Origin of the sequence: Maribacter sp. TH_r10 (assembly GCF_033101095.1) — a bacterium.
Taxonomy (GTDB): domain Bacteria; phylum Bacteroidota; class Bacteroidia; order Flavobacteriales; family Flavobacteriaceae; genus Maribacter_A; species Maribacter_A luteus.
In genome coordinates this window covers 36,709-57,378 of sequence record NZ_JAWMPY010000007.1, presented here as the reverse complement: position 1 = coordinate 57,378, position 20,670 = coordinate 36,709, and the positions used below count along the sequence as shown (strand labels likewise).

At 39.9% G+C, this 20,670-nt stretch carries 14 protein-coding genes and 2 tRNA genes; 10 read left to right on the top strand and 6 right to left on the bottom strand.

Going from position 1 to position 20,670, the window contains the following annotated elements:
• The first annotated feature begins 48 nt into the window (after window positions 1-48).
• The 4 genes from R3X28_RS15155 to clpX all read left to right on the top strand — a co-directional run bounded on the left by R3X28_RS15155 (window position 49) and on the right by clpX (window position 4,053).
• Window positions 49-390, top strand: coding sequence for a phage holin family protein (locus tag R3X28_RS15155; protein WP_282054654.1), 342 nt, complete (start codon window positions 49-51; stop codon window positions 388-390).
• A gap of 214 nt (window positions 391-604) precedes the next feature.
• Window positions 605-1,927 (top strand): trigger factor, encoded by a 1,323-nt coding sequence (gene tig / locus R3X28_RS15150; protein WP_154363986.1) that lies wholly within the window; start codon window positions 605-607, stop codon window positions 1,925-1,927.
• Between the two features lie 118 nt (window positions 1,928-2,045).
• Window positions 2,046-2,726 carry an ATP-dependent Clp endopeptidase proteolytic subunit ClpP gene (gene clpP / locus R3X28_RS15145; RefSeq protein ID WP_154364727.1) on the top strand — a complete coding sequence of 227 codons (681 nt, stop codon included), beginning with the start codon at window positions 2,046-2,048 and terminating at the stop codon, window positions 2,724-2,726.
• A 91-nt stretch (window positions 2,727-2,817) separates the two neighbouring features.
• Window positions 2,818-4,053, top strand: a complete 1,236-nt coding sequence (clpX, locus tag R3X28_RS15140) for an ATP-dependent Clp protease ATP-binding subunit ClpX (protein WP_154363988.1) — start codon at window positions 2,818-2,820, stop codon at window positions 4,051-4,053.
• Here clpX and R3X28_RS15135 read toward each other — a convergent pair.
• Complete coding sequence (locus tag R3X28_RS15135) at window positions 4,028-4,621, bottom strand: hypothetical protein (protein ID WP_317665423.1); 594 nt, start codon at window positions 4,619-4,621, stop codon at window positions 4,028-4,030. The two genes, clpX and R3X28_RS15135, sit on opposite strands and share 26 nt — an antisense overlap.
• 60 nt (window positions 4,622-4,681) lie before the next feature.
• A complete protein-coding gene (locus tag R3X28_RS15130) occupies window positions 4,682-6,196 on the bottom strand; it encodes a GH3 auxin-responsive promoter family protein (protein WP_282054657.1) in 1,515 nt (504 codons plus the stop codon).
• Between the two features lie 79 nt (window positions 6,197-6,275).
• On the opposite strand from R3X28_RS15130, the gene R3X28_RS15125 reads away from it, so the two are divergent.
• Window positions 6,276-7,070 carry a DUF2797 domain-containing protein gene (locus R3X28_RS15125; RefSeq protein ID WP_317665420.1) on the top strand — a complete coding sequence of 265 codons (795 nt, stop codon included), beginning with the start codon at window positions 6,276-6,278 and terminating at the stop codon, window positions 7,068-7,070.
• Here the strand turns inward: R3X28_RS15125 and R3X28_RS15120 are convergent.
• From R3X28_RS15120 to sppA, 3 genes are read right to left on the bottom strand one after another with little or no spacing between them, the layout of a single operon-like run.
• Window positions 7,063-9,798 carry an AsmA-like C-terminal region-containing protein gene (locus tag R3X28_RS15120; RefSeq protein WP_317665418.1) on the bottom strand — a complete coding sequence of 912 codons (2,736 nt, stop codon included), beginning with the start codon at window positions 9,796-9,798 and terminating at the stop codon, window positions 7,063-7,065. The genes R3X28_RS15125 and R3X28_RS15120 overlap by 8 nt on opposite strands.
• A gap of 51 nt (window positions 9,799-9,849) precedes the next feature.
• Window positions 9,850-10,560: a queuosine precursor transporter gene (locus R3X28_RS15115; RefSeq protein WP_317665416.1), complete on the bottom strand. Its 711-nt coding sequence runs from the start codon at window positions 10,558-10,560 to the stop codon at window positions 9,850-9,852.
• Between the two features lie 3 nt (window positions 10,561-10,563).
• On the bottom strand, window positions 10,564-12,324 hold the full coding sequence (gene sppA / locus R3X28_RS15110) for a signal peptide peptidase SppA (protein WP_317665414.1): 1,761 nt from the start codon (window positions 12,322-12,324) through the stop codon (window positions 10,564-10,566).
• A 71-nt stretch (window positions 12,325-12,395) separates the two neighbouring features.
• Here sppA and folK point away from each other — a divergent pair, with 71 nt between their 5' ends.
• Window positions 12,396-13,541: a 2-amino-4-hydroxy-6-hydroxymethyldihydropteridine diphosphokinase gene (gene folK, locus R3X28_RS15105; protein ID WP_317665412.1), complete on the top strand. Its 1,146-nt coding sequence runs from the start codon at window positions 12,396-12,398 to the stop codon at window positions 13,539-13,541.
• A gap of 122 nt (window positions 13,542-13,663) precedes the next feature.
• Here the strand turns inward: folK and R3X28_RS15100 are convergent, their stop codons facing one another.
• Window positions 13,664-14,194 carry an RNA methyltransferase gene (locus R3X28_RS15100; RefSeq protein ID WP_317665410.1) on the bottom strand — a complete coding sequence of 177 codons (531 nt, stop codon included), beginning with the start codon at window positions 14,192-14,194 and terminating at the stop codon, window positions 13,664-13,666.
• Between the two features lie 180 nt (window positions 14,195-14,374).
• On the opposite strand from R3X28_RS15100, the gene mutS reads away from it, so the two are divergent.
• The 4 genes from mutS (at window position 14,375) to R3X28_RS15080 (ending at window position 20,288) form a co-directional block, all read left to right on the top strand.
• Window positions 14,375-16,957, top strand: coding sequence for a DNA mismatch repair protein MutS (gene mutS / locus R3X28_RS15095; protein WP_317665606.1), 2,583 nt, complete (start codon window positions 14,375-14,377; stop codon window positions 16,955-16,957).
• Between the two features lie 190 nt (window positions 16,958-17,147).
• Window positions 17,148-17,220: transfer RNA gene (locus tag R3X28_RS15090), tRNA-Gly, on the top strand.
• 101 nt (window positions 17,221-17,321) lie between these two features.
• Window positions 17,322-17,405, top strand: a tRNA-Leu gene (locus R3X28_RS15085).
• 1,116 nt (window positions 17,406-18,521) lie between these two features.
• Window positions 18,522-20,288, top strand: coding sequence for an Ig-like domain-containing protein (locus tag R3X28_RS15080; protein WP_317665408.1), 1,767 nt, complete (start codon window positions 18,522-18,524; stop codon window positions 20,286-20,288).
• Window positions 20,289-20,670 lie beyond the last annotated feature (382 nt).

The window sequence follows — 20,670 nt, the reverse complement described above, 5'->3', positions numbered from 1 at the left end:
GGTATCGGGAAACCCCGATACCTTTTTCAATTTATAAACATTTCATCTATGAAACTTATCTTACGAATTCTTCTTAGTGCCTTGGCAGTGGTCGTACTCTCCAAAATATTGCCAGGTGTCGGTGTAGACACCTACACAACTGCCATCATCGTTGCCATAGTCCTGAGTTTATTGAACTTTATCGTTAAACCGATTCTAGTGATATTGACCCTTCCCGTGACCATCCTGACCTTAGGACTTTTCTTATTGATCATCAATGCGATCATTATATTATTGGCTGATAATCTGATTACCGGGTTTTCCGTGGACAGTATTTGGTGGGCCCTTTTATTCAGCCTTCTACTTTCTTTTTTACAATCGATACTATTTTCATTATTGAAAGAAGACTGAATAAAACCATTTATAGTTTGGAATACAGCAACTTAAAAACTTGCTCGGGTATACAAAATGTACTACTTTTGCATGCCATTTAAATAAAATGGACTGAAATGCAAGGAAGGCCTCTCATTATTCAATATATGGGAGAACATGAAAAAATAACCCCTTTCTTCCGGTTTGCCCAAGCGAACATGAAGAAGGATGTATGCAAAATTAAGATACGCAAATGAACATCACGAAAGAGCAAATTGACGATTTAAACGCAGTTGTAAAAGTTGCCATTACCAAGGAAGACTATCAAGATAAGGTAGAAAGCATCCTTAATGATTATAGAAAACAGGCGAACATCCCTGGTTTCAGAAAAGGCCATGTTCCTATGGGCATGATCAAAAAACAATATGGCAAAGCGGTTTTGGTCGATGAGGTCAACAAACTACTTCAAGACAACCTCAACAAATACCTTACCGAGGAAAAATTGGACGTATTGGGAAATCCACTACCTAAACAACAGGATAATTTTGATTGGGACAATGACCAATTGGATTTTGAATTTGAATTAGGCCTTGCCCCATCTTTCGAAGTTCCCTTGAAGACCAAAAAAGCCTTGACGCAATATAAAATCGTCGCAGACGATAAAATGATCAACGAACAAGTTGAGCGTATTCAAAAACAATACGGTAAATTGGTGAGCCAAAACGAAATAGCCAAGGACTACGAGGTAATCGGCACATTTAAGAACGAAGAAGAGGAAATCGAAAACAAGACCACTTTAGAGTTGGACAAGGTCAAAAGCAAAACAGCTTTGAAAGCCTTGATCGGTAAAAAAATAGGTGATGAGGTCGTTCTTGCCACTAAAGGACTTTTCAAGGAAGATTACCTACTTTCAAGCGTTTTGGGTGTTTCCCAGGAAAAAGCAAAAGACTTGGATATTGAAGTAGCTTTCACCATTGAGGAAATCAATGAAAGGGAAGCTGCCGCACTTGACCAAGAATTATTTGACAAACTTTTCGGTAAGGACGCCATTAAATCGGAAGAAGAACTGAAAGCCCGTATCAAGGAAGATTCCGAAAAACAGTTTGAACAACAGTCCGACCAAAAATTATTGAATGATGTTACCGAATATTTCATAGAGAACATAAAATTCGACCTTCCATCTGAATTCTTGACCAAGTGGATCAAAACAACAGGGGAGCAACCGCTTTCCGATGACCAAGCAAGTGAGGAATATGAGAAATCAGAAAAAGGATTGCGCTACCAATTGATCGAAGGGAAAATCATTAAGGACAACGATATCCAAATCCAATTTGACGAACTTAAGGAGTTCGCCAAAGGATTCATAAAAACGCAAATGGCACAATTTGGCCAATTGGACCCTCAAGAAGAGGAATTGGATAATATAGCCGCCCGGGTTTTGGGTAACCAAGACGAGGTCAAAAGACTTTCTGAACAATTGATGAGCCAAAAATTGCTTACCCTTTATAAGGAAAAAGTAAATTTAAAGACTAAAGAAGTTACTTACGAAAACTTTGTTAAAGAAGTTTACGGATAAAATTTGGGCCAAAAAGCAAATTCCTTTGCTTTAAATGTCTCATTAAAATAAGTATCTTTACGGTGCCGAAGCGTTGTTTTCGGCACCTTTTTTATCTAAAATATTGAAGAAGAACCACATGGATTACGGAAAAGAGTTCAAAAATTACGCGATAAACCATCAGGGAATCAGTAGCATGTATTATGATAAGATCATGAGCAGCATGTACCCTATGAACATGACCCCAAACATTATTGAGGAAAGGCAATTGAACGCCATTGCCATGGACGTGTTCTCAAGATTGATGATGGATAGGATAATTTTCCTAGGAACGGGCATCAACGACCAAGTTGCGAACATCGTACAGGCCCAATTGTTGTTTTTGGAAAGTGCAGATGCCTCCAAGGACATTCAGATATATATTAACTCCCCTGGCGGAAGTGTTTATGCCGGTTTAGGCATCTACGACACCATGCAATTCATTAAACCCGATGTAGCTACGATCTGCACAGGAATGGCGGCTTCGATGGGCGCGGTTTTATTATGCGCCGGCGAAAAGGGAAAACGTAGTGGCCTTACCCACTCACGTGTTATGATCCACCAACCTATGGGCGGTGCACAAGGACAGGCAAGTGATATCGAAATAACTGCAAGGGAAATCCTTAAATTAAAGGATGAACTTTATGAGATTATCTCGAAGCATTCCGGTCAAACTTTGGAAAAAGTACAAGAAGATAGTGACAGGGATTACTGGATGAAAGCAGAAGAGGCCATGAAATATGGCATGATCGATGAGATCCTAGTAAGGGACAAGGAGTAATACCGACAAATTCAACAAATATCACCTCTGTTTCATAGGTGATAAACCAAAATCAAAATTCTATCGTTATTTTAGATAGAAAACTTATACTATGGCTAAAGAAAATTTAGAATGTTCTTTTTGTGGAAGGAAAAAACCGGAGACCAATCTTTTGATCGCCGGTCTGGATGCACATATATGTGATCGCTGTATCGAACAAGCCCACGGCATTGTTGCCGAGGAGTCAAATCAAGCCAAAAACAACGACCTATCTTCAGAATTGGTGCTGAAAAAACCAATGGAGATCAAGAATTTTTTGGATACTTTCATCATAGGGCAAGAACAGACTAAGAAAGTAATGTCGGTTGCCGTGTACAACCACTACAAAAGATTACTACAGCCTAGTAGCAAAGAAGATGATATTGAGATCCAAAAGAGTAACATTATCATGGTGGGCCAAACAGGCACAGGTAAGACCCTTATGGCAAAAACCATTGCAAAAATGCTCAATGTACCTTTGGCCATTGTCGATGCTACCGTACTTACCGAGGCAGGTTATGTAGGGGAGGACGTGGAAAGCATCTTAACGCGTTTATTACAGGCCGCCGATTATAATCTTGAGAAAGCTGAACGTGGAATCGTATTCATCGATGAAATAGATAAAATCGCCAGAAAAAGCGATAATCCATCTATAACCAGGGATGTTTCCGGGGAAGGTGTGCAACAAGGCCTTCTTAAATTATTGGAAGGAACAGTTGTGAATGTGCCACCTAAAGGAGGTAGAAAGCACCCAGACCAAAAGTTCATCGAGGTAAACACCGAAAATATACTTTTCATTGCAGGTGGTGCGTTTGACGGGATAGAAAGGGCGATAACCAAGCGTTTGAACATGCAAGCAGTAGGTTATAGTGCCTCCAAAGCCGATGAGCACATAGATGAGGACAATATTCTTCAATATATTATTCCAAAGGATTTAAAAGAGTTTGGACTTATTCCCGAGATCATAGGAAGATTACCGGTATTGACATTTATGAACCCATTAGATGAAAAAGCATTGCGGGCCATATTAACTGAGCCTAAAAATGCAATCATAAAACAATATGAGAAGTTATTTGCCATGGATGACATCACATTCACAATAACCGATCAGGCTTTGGATTACATCGTTAAAAAAGCAGTTGAATATAAATTGGGGGCCAGGGGACTTCGTTCTTTATGTGAAGCGATCTTTACAGATGCAATGTTCGAAATGCCCAGCAACGGGGAAACCGAATTCAAGGTTTCCAAACCTTATGCCGAAAATAAATTATCCTATGAAACCATTAAGAAACTAAAAGCGGTTTCTTAATACGGGTTACATTTACTTTTGGTTTACTTTCGATTTTGTGGGTTACCAGTGACAAGAGGTCTTTCGACACCTTTTTTATGACAGCATCATTGGCATAAAGCCTATGACCATAACTTTCGATGATTTCTTCCTTTATGCCGTGCATTTCGGAAAACCAATCATTTGTAGGTAATTCCGCATCTAAATCGCCGAACAACAACCTTGTAGGTGTTTTCGGGGCATTATTGAACTGATGTATCCGTTTAGGGGATATGGCATATAACGATTTCATCGGTAAACCTTTTAAACCAGCCTTCCACGCTATGGTCGCGCCGATACCAAAGGCCAAATAATGGCAAGGCCCCTTTTGCAATTTTACCAATTCCCCAACTGCAGTATCAATACCACCCTTAAAAAAAGCAGTATGTATCGTCTCTTCGGAATCCGTATCCAAATCCAATTTCGCCAAACGTTGACTATCTAAATAGGTAAGGTTAAAGTACTGCTGAAGGTAAACTAAATAAGAGTTGGCCCATATGCCCTTTTTAGCACCCCATGTATCCGATATTACAACAAGTCGTTCTGCCATGATGTTGATTAAAGGTTAGTTGAATTACTAATTTCACCCCTTAATTCCGAAAATCAACATTTATTGGTTTATCTGAAGTAATTCCTCGATATAGTCCCTTTTGTTCGACAATCTTGGTATCTTATGTTGCCCGCCCAACTTGTTTTTTGATTTAAGCCAATCATAGAACAGATTTTCCCTAGCTGCATGCACTTTAGGCATTTTCAAGGTAATGTTATTGTACCTTTTCGCTTCGTAATCAGAATTGAGGGATTTCAGTGCATTGTCCAAAACCTCGGTAAAATAATTCAGGTCATCAGGTGCTTTCCTGAATTCAATTATCCATTCATGGGCTCCTTTTTCCTTACCGACCATAAAAATCGGCGCTACCGTATAATCCTTGATCTCAGCCCCTGTTTTAGCACAGATTTGCTTAAGGGCTTCTTCTGCATTCTCAATGATCAACTCTTCCCCAAATACATTGATAAAATGCTTGGTTCTTCCGGTAATACGAATTCTATACGGACTAGTAGAAGTGAAACGAACCGTATCCCCTATCTTATATCGCCATAAGCCGGAATTGGTGGTAATGATAATCGCATAATTCGTATTCACTTTCACCTCCCAAAGTGGAATGGCCTTTTGTTCATTCGTTTTATAGGTATCCATCGGAATGAATTCATAAAAAATACCATAATCGAGCATCAATAAAAGGTCATCCGCATTATTTCTGTCCTGAATAGCGAAAAACCCTTCTGAAGCATTATAGATTTCGTAATACTTAAAACTTTTACGTGGCAATAAATTCTGGTATTGTTCTTTATAAGGAACAAAACTTACTCCCCCATGGAAATAAACCTCCAGATTTTCCCAAACTTGGAATAAATTATCTTTCCCTGATTCTTGAAGTACATTATTTAACAGCACCAACATCCAAGAGGGTACACCGGCCAAACTGGTAACATTCTCTTGGGTACTTTCATGAATGATCGCCTTGAGTTTACTCTCCCATTCACTCATGAGCGACACCTTGTTACTCGGTGTACTGCTGAACTCTGCCCAAAGCGGCATATTATCGATCAAGATAGCAGATAGATCCCCAAAGAAAGAATCGTTATCCTTATAAAGTTCCTTACTGCCGCCCAAACGAAGACTCTTACCTGTGAACAACTGGGAATTCTCATTATTGTTCAAATACAGGCACAAAAGATCCTTGCCAGATTTATAATGACAGTCTTCCAACGCCTCGGAACTTACCGGGATAAATTTACTTTTGGCATTTGTGGTACCACTACTTTTGGCAAACCATTTGATAGAGGTTGGCCAAAAAACATTTTGTTCCCCCTTTCTTGTTCGCTCAATCATTGGCTCTAACTCCTCATAAGAAATGATAGGCACACGTTCCCGAAAGCTTTGATAGTTTGTAATGGACTCAAAATCATAGGTTCTACCTATTTCCGTATCCTCGGCAATTTCGAGCAATTGATGTAACACCTCTTCCTGCACTTCGGCCGGATACTTCAAAAAAAGTTCTATCTGGTGATAGCGTTTCTTTAGCAACCAGCTTGCTATGGAATTAAATAAAGGTATGGGCATTTTTGGGTATCTTTAACAAGTTAAAAATAACCTATATAGTTATCATTTTCAAATAGAATACCGAATAAGAATCACGAATATGCAATACGAGGGAGTACTACGAAAAATGCAGACCGAAATGGGCAACCCCATTCAATATTACATGCTTTTTGAAGACGATTTTTTAAATGTGAACCAACTTCTGAACAAAGAAGTTCAAATAGAATTCATAAAATACCAATGTCTAAATTGTGGAAAGGACTTGCCCATTTTTAGACAAGGTTTTTGTAAATCTTGCTTTTTTGAAACGCCATCGGCCGGGGATTGGATCATGAGGCCCGAATTGAGTACGGCCCACCTCGGCAAAGAGGATCGTGACCTTGATTACGAAAAAAAGGCCCAACTGCAGCCACATATTGTTTATTTGGCCAATTCTAGCAACATAAAGGTCGGGGTAACGAGAAAATCACAAGTACCCACAAGATGGATTGACCAAGGTGCCCATGAGGCCATTGAAATCGTTGAAGTACCCAACCGATATTTGGCCGGCATTACCGAAGTTGCCCTTAAAGACCATATTGGTGACAAGACCAATTGGCGCAAGATGCTTACGAATAATGTCGACGATGAAGATCTGGTCACATGGCGTAATAAACTTAAGGAATACATTCCTGAAGAAGCAGTAGATTATTTTATCGATAATAACCAAGAAACCCACATGGAGTTTCCCGTGCTACAATATCCTGAAAAGGTAAAAAGCCTAAACCTTACCAAGACCCCTATCTATAAAGGGATATTAAAGGGCATAAAAGGGCAATACCTTATTTTCGAGGACAATACCGTTTTCAATGTTCGTAGCAGTGAGGGGTATTATGTTTCGATACGTGTTAGTTAACCGAATCCTTTTCCGCTTCAGTTTCCTTTTTCTTTTTACCACTCAATAGGCCGCCCAAGATATTCTTGGTTGCCTCCTTTACGGTAGTTTTGGCCGGAGTAGTTGTAGTAGTATCACTCTCTTGCACAACGGGATCTTTTTGGGATGTTTTACTGCCTCCCAAAATATTACCCAAAACCCCTTTAACAGCCTCTTTGGTGTCGTCTTGGGAAGTGGAGGTAGAATCTGTTTCCTTGGAGTTACCTCCCAATATATTGCCGATAAGCTCATTGGCTTTATCCTTTCCTTGGTTGAGCAGTTTCTGTTTTTGTATATCGATCAATTTCGTCGTTAAACTTTTAACACCAGAGGTTAAATCCGTATTGACCTCTGGACTAGTATAATTTCCCCCAATGGAAGCCGTAACCGGGATGGTAAGATTATCCAATTCCTTATCATCGATTTTGGCGATGAGTGAATTCACCTCATTCCCCAAATATTTTGCAGGAACATCCAAAGTAGCGGTATAGTTCAACTTTTTATCAAACGTATGGCTCCCATCGATATTAATGGCGATATCTTGATAAGCAATAGTGAACGGTTTAACTTTTACGATTCCGTTCTCAAAAGAAAGCGCGGTTTTCAAACCCTTAAGGTCCAGCTTATCCATATCAATGAAATTAAACTTACTGTCCAAGGCCGAAAGTACTTTGGCCTGACTTGTATTGACCTCTGGAGACAGCAATTCCGCCAACATATTACCCGTAATCGTCGTTAAATCCGGTGTAAAATCATTGTTCAAATTACCTGACAACGAAATATCTGAATTCAATTTACCTTGAATGGCGCTTGCAATCGGCGCCAGCACCTTGAACAATTCCAAAGATTTGAAACTTTCACCGATTCCCAATTGATCCATTCCCAATTTCATGGCAAAAGTGGGTGCTTCGTTCTTTGTGGAAACCTCCCCGTCAAAAGACACTTTCCCATTAAAAAGGGAAGAAGTCATATTACTAAGCACCGCTTTTTCATCAACGATCCTTAAATTACCCTTGACATCTTTTAAGGTTAGGTTATCATAAATCACTGTTGCTGCCGATGCATTTATCGTACAATCCAAAAACGATGGAATTTTCAACTGCTCTTCGGGATTCGGATTTTCATCCGTCGCCACGACATCTTCACTGCTCATGAAATCGTTGACCGCAAAAGTATTGGAAGACAGGTCGAATTTACCTTCTACTTTTTCATCATTGAACATAAAGCCCAAAAGGTTGTCTATGGTCCCTTTTGCCTTGAAGTCTGTCTGCCCTGTAGTCCCGTCTAACTCATTCAACGTTACGGTGGACGGATTAAAGGTCATGGACGTGGTCTTTAGCCTAACCGGGTTTTTAAGTTCCGGGGAACTATATTCAAAACCTGTAAGCTGCATTTTCCCAGAGGTCTTTGTGTTCTCATATCGTTCATTCTCAATAGAGGCCATGTCAAAGGCCGTAGTTACATCCGCATTTAATTTACCTGATAAGTCCATACCATCAGGTAGCGGATAAGCTTGGGAAATATTTGCAAGATCCATAATACCATCTAAATGGGCATTAACTTTGGTATTCCCCAACAGATCGGTGATTTTCGAAGTAAGATTGAACTTATCCCCATCAATCGTAAATGAGGCTTTTTTAATATCCACATAGGTATCCTTAGTTAAACCGGTAGCATTGTTCAAAGCTATGTTCAATTGAATATTCTTCACTGTTTTGGGTAAATCCGGGTATTTGAAGGATGCATTATCCGAGGCAATGGCAATTTTAAAAGTAGGAATATGCTCATCATCAACAATTCCTTTAAACTCCCCCGAAACGGAACACTCCCCAGTGGTGGTCACATTCTCGATATCTTTTGAATAGGCCTCAGGAATCAGGGCGAGGAAATTTTTAAAATCTGAAGAAGGCGCATTGAAATTGATATCGACCTCCTGATTATCTTCGTTTATCTTTACAAAACCGTCAAATACCAATGGCAATTGATTTACCACCGCCTCATTTTTCAAGAAGCTATATTTGTTTTCTTCAAGATCTACCCCAATCAAGGCGTCTAGCTTTATTGCGTTGTCATTGAGGTATTTTGTACTATCCATAGAGAACGAAACCAATGCTTCCGTGGTTGTATCAAATTCAGATTTGGCCAATGACAAATCCCCAGAACCTTTGTGCTGCAGATTACTCAAAACCAAGGTCATCCCTGCTACCAAATCATCATAAACTATTTTCGAATCGGTAATTTCATAGGATTGTAAGTCTAACGTAAACCCATCGGTTGCAGCGCCCTCAGAAGCATCACCTTCTTCCGATTTACCTACGTCATAGGAGGCTTCACCCTCTTCATTGACCTTTATATTCAAAAACGCACCATCAACCGTTAAGGATTTAATGGCAATCGCTTCCCCTTCGTTTTTGAAAAGTTGGCCAATTCCCATTTTTAAACCAACCTCTTTGGCAGCGAAAAGCGTATCACCCTCAAATGGGGCTTTATTCAAAAAGGAAACCCCTTTTAACGACACCTCGGCACTGGGAAAACTCTTGATCAGACTTAATTTGGCCTCCGAAAAATCCAATGTGGCATTGACATTATTATTGACATTGTTCTTTAGTATGTCACCAATTTTTGCTTCTAGAATAAAGGGAGCCGCAATAAGTACGCCCACAAATAGAAACACAACAACTCCTACTATTTTCAGGATTTTCTTTTTCATATTACAATAGCTTTTCGTTTAGGAATATAACTCAAGGATACTGGGATTATTTTATGCTTCTAAATTAATTTCCTCCCCAATTTTCAACCCAAAGCGTTTTCGTAAGAGATATACGAAAAAATACAGAAAAGGGGTGTCGAGAAATGCAATTAAAACTTTGAACAGAAAACCGCTGATTACCAACCCATAGAACATGTCCCATGGCAATACTTTGAACAGGCATAAAAGACCTACCACCGTAAACGTATCAATGAACTGCGACAAAAAGGTCGAGAAATTATTACGCAGCCACAAATGTTTACCCTTGGTCAACCTTTTCCAAAAATGGTATATGGCGATATCAACATATTGGGCAAACAAATAAGCCAGCATAGATGCTAAAACAGCAATGGGTGAAAGCGCAAACACCCTGCTGAAAACCTCATTGTTTACGGGAGAATATGTTACCGCTGGCACATTGTCGGCCAAAAGCACGATTCCCATGGAAAAAAAAGAAGCGAAAATACCAGCTGTTACAATCTGATTCGCCTTTTTCTTCCCATAAATCTCTGAAATAAGATCGGTAATCAGAAAAGTTATGGGATAGGGCAAAATACCGACTGAAATCTCAAAAAGGTTGGCGCCAAAAATACTGACATCCCCAAACGGTTTCCAATAAAAAAACTTTTGGAAAATCAAATTGGACACAACCAAAGAGGTAATGAACATGGCGCCCAAATAGAGGTAAACGGTAAAAGCAAGTTTTTTATCCTTTGGGACCATATATTATTTTATATCCAGAACAAAAGGCATTCTCGCCTGTATTCCTTTTTGTTCCATAGCAGATTTCATTTCTTCAAGGATACCATAGGTCTCTTCCCCAATTTCCTCTTTTATGATACTTTTTCCGATTTCTGATTTCGCTGCGCTCATATCTTCCATGAACCGCTCAAAGCCGGATTTATATTTAGGATACTTCTTGATTCCGTAAGTATTGATTTCTGCAAGTTCCGCTGCAGCTGCAATGGCATCATCCAAATTTCCCAATTCATCTACCAATCCCAATCTCTTGGCATCTGTCCCGCTCCATACACGTCCTTGGGCCAAACTATCGGCTTGGGCAACGGTAATATTACGACCTTTTGCCACACGATCCAAGAAGGTTTCATAAATCTCTTCGATACCATGTTGTACCACATTCCTGAAGTTATCGGTCATAGGTTCAAAAACGGAGTAATCGACCGAATTTTTGTTCGTTCCCACTTGTTCCGCATTGATTCCTATATCAGCAGCCAATTCGTTGATATTCGGAATGGTTCCGAAAACCCCGATAGAACCTGTTATCGTTGTTGGTTCGGCAAATATCTTATTGGCTCCGGCTGCAATGTAATAACCACCGGAAGCGGCAACATTACCCATTGAAACCACTATGGGCTTACTTTCTTTGGCCAACTCGATTTCGCGCCATATAATATCCGATGTCAAAGCACTCCCACCGGGCGAATCAACACGCAACACTATAGCCTTCACCTTATCGTCATCAACCGCTTTTTTCAACGCTTCGGTAATAATTCCCTGTCCAATCACATCCGGGCCTCCTTCACCATATAAGATATCCCCTTGGGCAAAAATCACGGCAACCTTATCATCCCCCTTATATATTGATTTTTTGTTGGCTCGTTTGGCATAGTCGACTACGGAGACCATATTCACCTCATCATCCTTACTTAGGGACAATGCGGATTGAAGTTTTGCCACATACTGATCATAGAAAAGCACATCATCTATCAATCCGGAAGCTTTTGCATATTTCGGTGATCTTCCCCCTAAGGTGTCGGCAATGACGTTCACATCGGCTTCACTAATATTCCTTCCATCCGAAATATCGGCGACCATGGTATTCCATAAAGAACTCAGTAGCTCCTTGATCTGGGTCCTGTTGGCATCACTCATTTCATTTGCCAAAAAAGGTTCTACGGCACTTTTATATTTACCGTGACGAATCACCTCCATCTTAACCCCTGTTTTTTCTTGAAGATCTTTGTAAAAAAGTACTTCGGAAGAAAGTCCTTTAAAATCCATCCCTCCAACCGGATTTAAAAACACGGAATCGGCCACGGTAGCCAAATAGTAATCCTTTTGCAAATAATAATCCGCAAAACTGTAGATGAACTTTCCACTTTCCTTAAAATCTTTCAAGGCTTTGCGCAATTCCTGTGTCTGGGCCAGGCCGGTCATCAGAAAATTATTATTGATACTTATCCCTTTAATATCATTATCTGTCTTGGCAAGTTCAATTGCATGCAGAACCTCGTCCAAACCCTGTGCTTGCCCAAAAAAACTAGCGAACGGATCCGCCTCATTTTCCCCCACATAGTCATTTACCGGTTGTTGCAATTGCAACTCCAAAATAGAGTTCGATTTGACCACAACACCTTCATCCGCACCACCAATAAGACTCACGAACATGATAAACATGACGAACATAATCCCGAAAGCGATCAGACACCCGAGAATGGCCGCTAAAAGATTTCTCAAAAAATTCATTTCAAACGTATTATTATTAGGAGCCAAAGATAACCAAAGTGAAATTGTTTTGTTTACTTTGCCCTAATATTATGAACGAACGTAAAAAGGCCTACATTTCTATTGGCAGTAACCTTGGCAACCGCCTTCAAAACCTGCAAAACGCCATATTTCAGATACATAACGAAATTGGCCCTGTACCTGCTATTTCCAAAGTCTTCGAAAGTGAATCATGGGGATTCGATGCAGATGATTTCCTAAATGCATGTATCACCATTGAAACCCATTTACCCCCTGAAGAACTGCTGGAAAAAATACTTTCCATTGAAAAAAAATTAGGCAGAAAGCGTAATTCTGAAAAAGGATATGCATCCAGGACCATCGATATCGATATTATATACTATGGAAATGAAAGGGTAAGGACCGATACTTTGACCATTCCCCACCCCAAGCTACAAGAGCGAAAGTTCGTTCTTTTGCCCCTTGCCGATATCGCCCCCCAATTTTACCATCCGATCCTTGGGAAGGACACCCGGAACCTGATACAGGAATGCAAAGACAAAGGTCGTGTTCACAAAACAACACAAAGGCTTTATAAAACCAGAGAGGAGTTATTCTCGAACCTCAGTTTTATGGCCATCGAAGGTAATATAGGCGCAGGAAAAACCACACTGTCCCATAAGATTGCGGAAGACTTCAACGGTAAGTTAGTTTTGGAACGCTTCGCGGACAACCCTTTTTTACCTAAATTCTATGAAGACCAAGGGCGTTATGCCTTTCCGTTGGAAATGTCATTTTTAGCGGATCGCTATCAACAATTTACCGATGATACCTCGCAGTTCGACCTATTCAAAAGTTTTATGGTCAGCGATTATGATATTTATAAATCGCTGATTTTCGCACAGGTCACTTTACAGAATGATGAGTTTGAACTTTACCGAAAACTCTTCAACCTTATGTACAAAGAAGTACAAAAACCGAAAATCTACGTTTACTTATACCAATCTACCGAAAGGCTCCTCGAAAACATCAAGAAGCGCGGAAGAGCCTATGAACAAAGCATTGAAGCTACTTATCTGAATAAGATAAACAAAGGTTATTTTGATTTCTTCAAGAGTTATCCGGAACAGAACACCCTTATTATAGATGTAGGGGATTTGGATTTCGTGGCCCGTTCGGAGGATTATGAAACCATAATCAGCAAGATTCAAGATTTTGCCTTGGACCTAAAATTTTAAGAAATATTTCACATATTACTTGTGTAAAACCATAGGTTTTCATTAATTAGCATCTGCTTAACGAGCAGCTGACTAACTCAAACTACATATCCGAAAAACCCTGGTGTAACCATCAGGGTTTTTTATTTATTGATTTTTGACCAAAAATCCCAAATTACGATTCCCGCGCTGACCGATATATTCAAGGAATGCTTGGTGCCATATTGCGGAATCTCCAGAACGTCATCACTCATATCAACCACTTCTTGACCAACCCCCTTTACCTCATTTCCGAAGACAAGTGCGTATTTGGCCTTTTCATCTACAGAAAATCCATTCAGTAGTTTGGCATTTTCAGCCTGTTCAACCGAAAGCACCTGATATCCCCCATCCTTTAATCGGGATACTAATTCCGAAGTACTTTCACAGTACTCCCAAGAAACACTTTCGGTGGCACCCAAGGCGGTTTTACGAATATCTTTATGAGGAGGGGTAGCGGTGATGCCACAGAGGTAAATTTTCTCGACCAAAAAGGCATCTGCGGTCCTGAACACCGAGCCAATATTGTTCAAACTGCGTATATTATCCAATATGATAACCAAAGGGGTTTTCTTCGCTTCCTTAAAAGCCTCAACATCCAATCGGTTCAATTCCTCATTCCTTAACTTGCGCATAGCTCTTTGATCTTATTCATTACAAACGCAAAAGGCCTGTAAACTTTTCCGAAAATATCAACAATCATTTTTAAACCCTATCAAAAACCGTACATTTCGCTTTTGATAGTTCGGGTACAAAAATAACTAATAAATCCACTTTTGGCAGACAAGAAGAAAACAAAGAAGGTCACCCCTTTAATGCAGCAGTACAACACCATCAAGACCAAATATCCTGATGCTTTACTTCTCTTTCGCGTGGGTGACTTTTATGAAACCTTTGGTGAAGATGCCGTAAAGGCCTCAAAGATTTTAGGAATTATCCTCACCCATCGTAATAATGGAGGGGACCGCACCGAACTTGCCGGTTTTCCGCACCATTCTTTGAACACCTACCTTCCAAAATTGGTAAAGGCCGGTCAACGGGTGGCCATATGCGACCAACTGGAAGACCCTAAACTTACCAAGAGCATTGTAAAACGTGGGGTTACCGAATTGGTCACACCTGGCGTGGCCCTTAACGATGACATTTTAAATGCCAAAACCAACAATTTCCTTTGCGCCGTACATTTCGGGAGAAAATTATTAGGGGTTTCCTTTTTGGATATATCTACCGGCGAATTTTTAGTCGCCGAAGGCAATGAGGAACAAATAGACAAATTACTCCAAAACCTGGAGCCCAATGAAATTTTGGTATCCAAGGCCCATAAAACCGAATTCCAATCCATTTTCGGCAAGCAGTTCCATACGTTTTTTACCGAAGATTGGTTATTCCAGGAAGATTATGCGCTGGAAACCCTCACCAATCATTTTAAGACCAATTCCTTAAAAGGTTTCGGCGTGGACCAATTGAGCAATGGCATCATTGCTTCGGGCGTAGTACTCCATTATCTGTCGGAAACACAACATAGACAGCTACAACATATCAATACCATAAAACGTATTGCCGAGGAAGAATACATATGGATGGACCGTTTTACCATCAAAAACCTTGAACTATACCATTCTACCAATACCAATGCGGTAACCCTATTGGAAGTTATAGACCATACGATTTCCCCGATGGGAGGTAGAATGTTGAAACGTTGGTTGGCCCTACCCTTAAAGAATATTGAAAAAATAAGAAGACGCCATCAGGTCATTTCTTATCTGACCAAGGATGAAACCGGATTTCAGAAACTACAGCACCACCTGAAGCAAATGGGTGATCTGGAGCGTTTGATCTCCAAAGTGGCAACGGGAAAAATAAACCCGAAGGAGGTCATCCAACTTAAAAATTCCTTGGAAGCCATCCTACCCATAAAACAACTTACGGCCAATTGTGACAATGAGGCGCTTAAGCTCATTGGGGACCAATTGCATTCCTGTGATATGCTCCGCAATAAAATCAAGGAAATGGTCAATGAGGAAGCCCCGGTCAACGTACTAAAGGGCAATGCCATTGCACGAGGGTATTCCGAAGAACTCGATGAACTTCGTGGTTTGGCCTTTTCCGGCAAGGAATATTTGGATAAAATGCTCGAAAGGGAGACCGAGAGAACCGGTATAACCTCATTGAAAATAGCATCGAACAATGTTTTCGGTTACTATATCGAGGTCAGGAACACCCATAAAGACAAAGTACCGGAAGAGTGGATCCGCAAACAGACCTTGGTCAATGCCGAGCGTTATATAACCGAAGAACTTAAAGAATACGAAGCAAAGATCCTTGGGGCCGAAGAACGCATCTTGCAATTGGAACAGCAATTGTTCTCCCAACTGGTCGTTTGGATGCAGGAATATATAATACCTGTACAGAACAATGCCTATCAAATAGCAACTTTGGACTGCCTCTGCGGTTTTACCCAACTGGCCAAGACCAATAATTATAACGAGCCTCAACTCAATGATTCTACCGAATTGGAAATCATTGGGGGTCGCCACCCAGTTATTGAAAAACAATTACCACTCGGGGAAGCATATATCACCAATGATGTGGTGCTCAATAGGGACAACCAACAGATCATTATGATCACAGGACCCAATATGAGTGGTAAATCGGCCATTTTGAGGCAAACGGCCTTAATCGTGTTGTTGGCCCAAATGGGTAGTTTCGTACCGGTGGAAAGTGCGAAAATCGGTTATGTGGACAAGATATTCACCCGGGTGGGCGCCAGTGACAATATTTCCATGGGCGAATCAACCTTTATGGTCGAAATGAACGAAACCGCTTCTATCTTAAACAACCTATCCGAGAGAAGTCTTATCCTTTTAGACGAAATTGGCCGTGGTACGAGCACTTACGACGGCATATCGATTGCTTGGGCCATATCGGAATATTTACATGAGCATCCTGCCCGTGCAAAAACACTTTTCGCCACACACTATCACGAACTGAATGAAATGGCCTCTACATTCGATCGCATAAAGAATTTCAACGTATCGGTCAAGGAAATGAAAGACAAGGTCCTTTTCTTACGCAAACTTACCCCAGGGGGTAGTGAACATAGTTTTGGAATCCATGTGGCAAAAATGGCCGGCATGCCCCAACAAGTGATTCTCAAAGCGAACAAACTTCTTAAAAAACTGGAAAAATCACATTCCAGTGAGGAGCTGACCGATAAGCTGCATGCCGTACAAGATGAGATGCAATTGAGTTTCTTTAATCTGGACGACCCCCTACTGGAACAGATAAAAGAGGAAATAATCCATTTGGACATCAACACCCTTACTCCGGTCGAGGCTTTGATGAAACTGAATGAAATTAAACGATTGCTCACCAAAAACAAAAAAGCTACTTCCTAAGTAATTTGTATAATAGAAACAAACCTACATAACTTTTAAAATCGAGCAGTTTTGGTATTTTAAGAGTGATAACCCCACCTGTTTCTAGGATTTAACAAGTTTGAACATTTTAAAAAGAATTTTCTTTGCGTTTTATAGAATTGTATTAAATTTGCATCCGCATCACAAACGATGTGACGTTCTTTAAAATGCGAAAATAGCTCAGTTGGTAGAGCATCACCTTGCCAAGGTGGAGGTCGCGGGTTCGAATCCCGTTTTTCGCTCAAAACGCTGCTTGTCAGCGTTTTTTTATTTAAGTTCGCCTTAAGTATTGGCCCCGAAGGCTTTCGGGAATCAACTAAAACTTAAAAAGGCCGGCCTAAAGGCTCGAGTGGTGGAATTGGTAGACACGTTGGACTTAAAATCCAATGGACATTAGTCCGTATGGGTTCAAGTCCCATCTCGAGTACAGATAGTTGAAAAAGTCCTGACAATAGTCGGGACTTTTTTGTTTCCGGTAACCGAGCCAAGCTAGCTTGGGTGAAGGTGGACGAAACAAAAAAGCCTCATGAAATGAGGACTTTTTCAACTTCAACATGTTCGTACGGGACTCACCGACGAAGGAGGTAATTCCCGTCTTAGAAATGACTTCCTATTTTTATTCTAATAAAAATTAGACCGCTTCACCACTTCCAACGGCATATATCCTTTATAAAATGAATGTATTCAAAAGTTACAAATAACCTAAAACAAACGTATCCTGTTCGGTACAATACTTTTTTGTATTGATCAAAAAAGTATCCAAAAAAATCTAGGCTGATTTTTAATTTCTTGAAATCTACAATCTTTCCACGGCCGCACCATCCAGGCCGCTTTCACTACCGTGAAATGCTCTTTGGATGGATTCCAAAAGCCCTAGTGGAAAGCCCTTGATTTCTTACCAAATTTAAAATAGGCCGCTTCACATCTATTTATGGCTACGACATTATATCGAAAGAACCGGTCTTTTCTTCCCAATAGGTTTGTGAGGCACTTGCAGAAAAAAATCTAAAAAAACAGCCTCTTGCATAACCCCATTCCCGAATCCTTGAAATCTTGTAGATATTTAAATGAGAACACATTTTTCTGTAGTATCCGCATCAAAATACATCAAAATAAAAATTTATGGCAAAAGTGAAATTGAAAAAACCGTTTATAAAACTAGGTCGTATATATTTACGTTACTATCATAAGGCATTGTTCCCCCAACGTATTGTAATACAAGTAAAACGTATTCCAGGCCAAACGTTTTTTAAACCTAAAAACACGGTCAGGAAGTAATTGATTTAATGGGCACTACAATTATTTATATGGTATGAGAAACAATTTACACTTTTCCAATCTATTGGAATTCTGGCTTCCAACTCAAATTTTATCGGTAAACAACACTTTTTTTGACGTCAACAGTGTAGTTCATCGAATAAACATATCTTTTCATCGACAATGTCTATTTTTTAAATAATTTTATGTTCCCAGATAGAATTTACATATTATTTAAATTACCTACATTGCTATGACCAACCGCCCCACCCCACTGATCCATTGTATGATAGTACTATGCATAATCTTACTGCACTTTTCTTGTTCTAAGGACAACGACCTCCTTACAGATTATGTGCTTTCAGAAACGCAGGATGCCATAAACATCTCGAACGTGGCTGTAGATGACTCTTTTCAGGTGTTTTCCAATACTGCTATGGTCCTCGATGTCTTGTCGAATGACACTTTTGAAAATGAAGCCGAGGTCATAATAACGGAAACCTCGACACCCTCTAACGGTACGGTGGTAATCAATGATGACGAGACCTTAACGTACACCCCCAATAGCGAAGTAACAGAACAACTAACGGAGGGTGAGGTCATGGATACGTTTACGTACAATACCGAAGCTCCCGATGCCAACGGATCAACAATTGCAGATACGGGAAGCGTCACCATTAAAGCTGGGGTAGACGGTAATTACCTATTCACAACGGAAGCCAAAAATATACTTAAAGAACGTTTTGAAAAAGGGTATGTCACGGGCCCAGGGTTTTCCGATGATATAACAAGAGCTATTAATGGAAAAGATTCATTTTTATCTTCACCTTCATCCAATAGACAAAACTTTGGCTCTAAATATAGCTATATATCAAATTCGATAAGACAAAACTTTCACTATGCAGCATTATATGCATATGCTACGGATGATATTCCTGTTGCGAATACCGTAATGACCGAATTGCTATCCACTGTAAAAGCAAACAGTATGAGCGAGTCTTATTGGGATACGAATCCTAATTTCGGAACTGATAATAATCTATGGGTGCAATCTACAGAAATAGGGAAGTTAATGGATTCTTATCATCTTATTGAAAATATACAGACTGTTTTATCCAATGCTGACAAAACAACTATAGAAGATTGGTTCAGTGATTATGCATTTCATGTTAAATCATGGATTGACCCTTATTACGACGGCTATTGGGGTAAAGATTGGGAGAACATTGGATTACAAAAATTTATGGGCGAAAATGAAACTAACGAAACAGAATACCAAACGGGCTATCCTATTGAAGATATAAACGGAAACCCTAACATGGATTATGCAATGGCAGGGGCGCAGAATAATTTTAACAATAGAATTTCAGAAAGTATAGCTTTTCTACATTCTTGGTCGATTAATTATGGGGACACAACGTATGAACACCTTACAAGGGAATGGTTTAAAAACGCCCTAAAATATGGATTGTTCCCTGATGGCACTTTTTGGGAATTGATAAGGAATAAGAATGTATATAACATTAATGCTCTTGGAGTTCATTATTCTTTTTCCACATTACAATCTATGGTAAAAATGGCGCATGAAGATGCCATGGCACAACATTATCCCGATGATTTATTATATGATTACGAAACCACTGAGGGGATTTTAAACGGATCCACGAATCTAACCCCTACAGCTCCAAATGGTTATGTCGGAAGTAGTACGACAGATGGTGTTACCCCAAAATCTTTAAAAACCTTTATAATGGGCCAATCTAAATATTACCGAAGTTCAGCCAAAGGCGGATGGAATGACATACGATTTTATGATGGCTCCCCTTTAAATATGACTGGTTTAAGCGAAAGGGATTATTCAATACCTCAGGCCATTGCCAATCTATACTACAAAGATCAGGACATCAAGGATTTCTATTTATACAATACAAGTGCAGGGTACCCATCAAAAAACAGTTATTTGGACGGAGTTTACCAAGGTTCTGATGGTGCTATAGGAAAATTTTTATTAGGCGCCGCATGGTTAGAAATGGAGGTGTATTTCTTTAACTAAACCTAGCGTTTACTTTATAACCAGCAGTTAATTACAACTTATTGCCCGTACTCTATTTTATATGGCCACATACAATTATACAAATAGCACGGGCCCTTAGCTGGGTAATAGCCTACATAAAAAAGAAAGTAGCGCCCCATAGTTGGGCCGCTGTGATCCTTACCCTTACACCAAAAATTCGCATACGCATAGGTTTTTTCATCTTTACCGATTATAAGAATATAGTTTAAGGAAAAAAGCGAAATTGAAGGGTTGTTGAATGACGTAAAAATGGGAAATAATGATATGTTTTCTACTATTGAAATAGCATAGCTATATCCTTTTGCCCAGCCCAGCCTTTGAATAGTGCCATATACAGCCACTTCGGAATAATACCCCTATA